The 3,034-nt window shown below is 72.6% G+C and carries 5 protein-coding genes; 4 read left to right on the plus strand and 1 reads right to left on the minus strand.

The genetic code is table 11. The features are described from left to right. Positions 1-506 (plus strand): lysozyme inhibitor LprI family protein (locus tag ACTS11_RS04040; RefSeq protein WP_442639059.1); only part of this gene is annotated, 506 nt, incomplete at its 5' end. On the opposite strand, the gene rpe is transcribed toward ACTS11_RS04040, so the two are convergent. After that, positions 503-1,186, minus strand: coding sequence for a ribulose-phosphate 3-epimerase (gene rpe / locus ACTS11_RS04045; RefSeq protein WP_442639060.1), 684 nt, complete (start codon positions 1,184-1,186; stop codon positions 503-505). The genes ACTS11_RS04040 and rpe overlap by 4 nt on opposite strands. Positions 1,187-1,301: 115 nt before the next feature. Between rpe and ACTS11_RS04050 the strand changes: the two genes are divergently transcribed. The 3 genes from ACTS11_RS04050 to ACTS11_RS04060 form a co-directional block, all read left to right on the plus strand. Beyond that, positions 1,302-1,748, plus strand: a complete 447-nt coding sequence (locus tag ACTS11_RS04050; protein WP_442639061.1) for a DMT family transporter — start codon at positions 1,302-1,304, stop codon at positions 1,746-1,748. A gap of 84 nt (positions 1,749-1,832) precedes the next feature. Further along, positions 1,833-2,843 (plus strand): deoxyribose-phosphate aldolase, encoded by a 1,011-nt coding sequence (gene deoC / locus ACTS11_RS04055; RefSeq protein ID WP_442639062.1) that lies wholly within the window; start codon positions 1,833-1,835, stop codon positions 2,841-2,843. Between the two features lie 4 nt (positions 2,844-2,847). Further along, positions 2,848-3,034 (plus strand): hypothetical protein (locus tag ACTS11_RS04060; protein WP_442639063.1); only part of this gene is annotated, 187 nt, incomplete at its 3' end.

Consider the following 3,034-nt stretch of genomic DNA (forward strand, 5'->3'; position numbering starts at 1 on the left):
CCTTCACCCCCGACCCGGCCCTCGCCCTGCCCCCTCCGGGACGCGAGCCGCCCGAGGCGCTGGCACGGGCGGAGGAACGGCTGCCGCGCCCGTGGTGCGGGGGGGACGGGCTCAACATGACCGAGCGCACGATCTGCGCCGAGCCCGTGCTCTCCCGCCTCGACGCGTTGCTCGCGCTGGCCTATGGCGAGGTCCGGGCTGAGGCGGAGGACGAGGTGCAGGCGCGCTGGATCGCCCGCCGCGATGACTGCGGCGCCGACACGCTCTGCATCGCGGGAACCTACGCCCACCGGATCGTCAGCCTCGCCGGGCCCCCGGCCGAACGCGTCGTGCCGCGGGTGCGACCGCCGCGCGGGGCCGCCGTCGGCGTGGACGTGCCACCGGGCCACATGCCGCCGCCGGGCTCCTGCCGGGTCTGGTATCCGGGCCGTCCGCCCGGCCAGCAGCCCCCGCCCGGGGGCTGCGACATCGCCGAGCCCGAAGGGGCCGTGCTGATCGAGAACTAGGCCGCTCCGGCCGCCGCGCGGATGGCGCGGATGTTCTCGCCGTAGACCTCCGGCGCGTCGACGGAGCCGCCCCGGAACACCGCCGACCCGGCCACCAGCACGTCGGCGCCCGCCCGGACGACCAGCGGCGCGGTCTGCGCGTCCACCCCGCCGTCGATCTCGACATGCACGGGCCGGTCGCCGATCATCTCGCGCAGGCGCGCGATCTTGCCCGTCATGTCGATGAACTTCTGCCCGCCGAAGCCGGGGTTCACCGTCATCACGCAGACGAGGTCCGCGAGGTCGAGGAGATGCGCCACCGCCTCGGCCGGCGTGCCGGGGTTGAGCGCGACGCCCGCCTTCATGCCCGCGCCCCGGATCGCCTGGAGCGTCCGGTGGATATGCGGCCCGGCCTCGACATGCGCGGTCAGGATGTCGGCGCCGGCCTCGGCATAGGCGTCGATGTAGGGATCGACCGGCGCGATCATCAGGTGGACGTCCATCACCGTCGTCACGTGGCGGCGGAAGGCCTTCACCGCGGGCGGCCCGAAGGTGAGGTTCGGCACGAAATGCCCGTCCATCACGTCGACATGGACCCAGTCCGCGCCCTGGTCCTCGATCGCGCGGATCTCGCGGCCGAAATCGGCGAAGTCGGCCGACAGGATGGAGGGCGCGATCTTGATCGAGCGGTCGAAGGCCATGGTATCCCCCTTGCGGCTTGCGCCGCCTGTTAGCCCGTCGTCCCCGCCCTGTCACGTCCTCTTGCCGCCCATGACGACGCGGCGCAATCTGGCGTCGCGACGCGAAGGAGACGCCATGTCCACGAACTACCTGCTCGCGCTGATCGCGGCGGCGATCGGCGGGGCCTGCATCTCGGCCCAGGCGCCGATCAACGCGCGCCTCGGCGGCCACCTCGGCGGGACGGTGACGGCCGCGACGGTGTCCTTCCTCGTCGGGTTCCTCGTCCTCGCGGCGCTGACGCTCCTGCGCGGCGGGGTGCCCTCGGCGGCGCAGGTCGCCTCCGCGCCCTGGTGGGCCTGGGTCGGCGGCGCGCTCGGCGCGCTCTACGTCTGGTCGGCGGCGTGGTCCGTGGGCACGCTCGGCGTCGTCACGATGGTCGCGGCCCTGGTCTTCGGGCAGCTCGTGGCCGCCCTCGCCTTCGACGCGGTCGGCGCCTTCGGCATGGCGGTGCGCGAGATCGGCTGGACGCGCATCGCGGCGGTCGGCCTCGTCGGCGCGGGCCTCGTCCTGTCGCGGCTCTAGATTTTTGACCGTTTGGTCAAGCTTGCCTTCGCGGCCCCCGCGTGAGAGTTTCCGGGCCGGGACACCTGCAGACGGGACCGTCGCATGAGCCAGCCGCAGACCGCCACCGAGATGCCGCGCACCGAGACCTCCGGACAGCTTCCGCAGGTCCATCTGCCGCGCAATGCGGGGATGCCGCTCGACCTAGACTGGGTCGCGCGGGTGCAGGCCAACACCAGCGCGATCGAGCGCCGCGCGGCGACGCTGCCCGGGCGGCGGACGGTCAAGAAGGAATGGCAGGCCGCCTGGCTTGCGAAGGCGATCACGCTGATCGACCTCACGACGCTCGCGGGCGACGACACCGAGGGGCGGGTCCGCCGCCTCTGCGCCAAGGCGCGGCAGCCGGTGCGCGCCGACATCCTCGAGAAGCTGGGCCTGCCCGCGATCACGACCGGCGCGGTCTGCGTCTACCACGAGATGGTGCCCGCCGCCGTCGAGGCGCTGGAGGGCTCGGACATTCCCGTAGCCGCCGTCTCCACCGGGTTTCCGGCGGGCCTTTCGCCCTATCACCTCCGCGTCCGCGAGATCGGCGAGAGCGTGCGGGCCGGCGCGAAGGAGATCGACATCGTCATCTCCCGCCGCCACGTCCTGACCGGCGACTGGCAGGCGCTCCATGACGAGATGGCCGAGTTTCGCGCGGCCTGCGGCGATGCGCATGTGAAGGCCATCCTCGCCACGGGCGAGCTCGGCACGCTGAGGAACGTCGCGCGCGCCTCGCTCGTCTGCATGATGGCGGGGGCGGACTTCATCAAGACCTCCACCGGCAAGGAGAGCGTCAACGCCACGCTTCCCGTGACGCTGACGATGATCCGCGCCATCCGCGCCTACGAGGCCGCGACGGGCTTCAAGGTCGGCTACAAGCCCGCGGGCGGGATCTCGAAGGCGAAGGACGCGATCGTCTACATGACGATGATGAAGGAGGAGCTGGGCGACCGATGGCTGCAACCGGACCTCTTCCGCTTCGGCGCCTCCTCGCTTCTGGGCGACATCGAGCGGCAGCTCGAGCATCACGTGACCGGCGCCTACTCGGCGAGCTGGCGGCATCCGGTGGCCTGACGCCATGGCCCTCTCGCTCCAGAGCCTCGTCCTCGGCCTCCTCGTCCTCGCGGGGCTGGTCCTCGCCGTGATCTACGACCGCCGCGCCAAGGCGCTGGCCGCGCAGCTGACCGAGGCGCAGCGCATCCGGTTCGAGGCCGAGTTCCGCGACCGCGCGGCGCGCGGCGCCATGCCGACGGACCTCGCGCCCT

The organism is Roseicyclus sp., assembly GCF_052168335.1.
Taxonomy (GTDB): Bacteria; Pseudomonadota; Alphaproteobacteria; order Rhodobacterales; family Rhodobacteraceae; genus Roseibacterium.

What these genes read in the sequence shown, in the direction of transcription:
- ACTS11_RS04050 (WP_442639061.1), top strand. Translation starts at nt 1,302, where the DNA reads ATGTCCACGAACTACCTGCTCGCGCTGATCGCGGCGGCGATCGGCGGG.
- rpe (WP_442639060.1), bottom strand. Translation starts at nt 1,186, where the DNA reads ATGGCCTTCGACCGCTCGATCAAGATCGCGCCCTCCATCCTGTCGGCC.
- deoC (WP_442639062.1), top strand. Translation starts at nt 1,833, where the DNA reads ATGAGCCAGCCGCAGACCGCCACCGAGATGCCGCGCACCGAGACCTCC.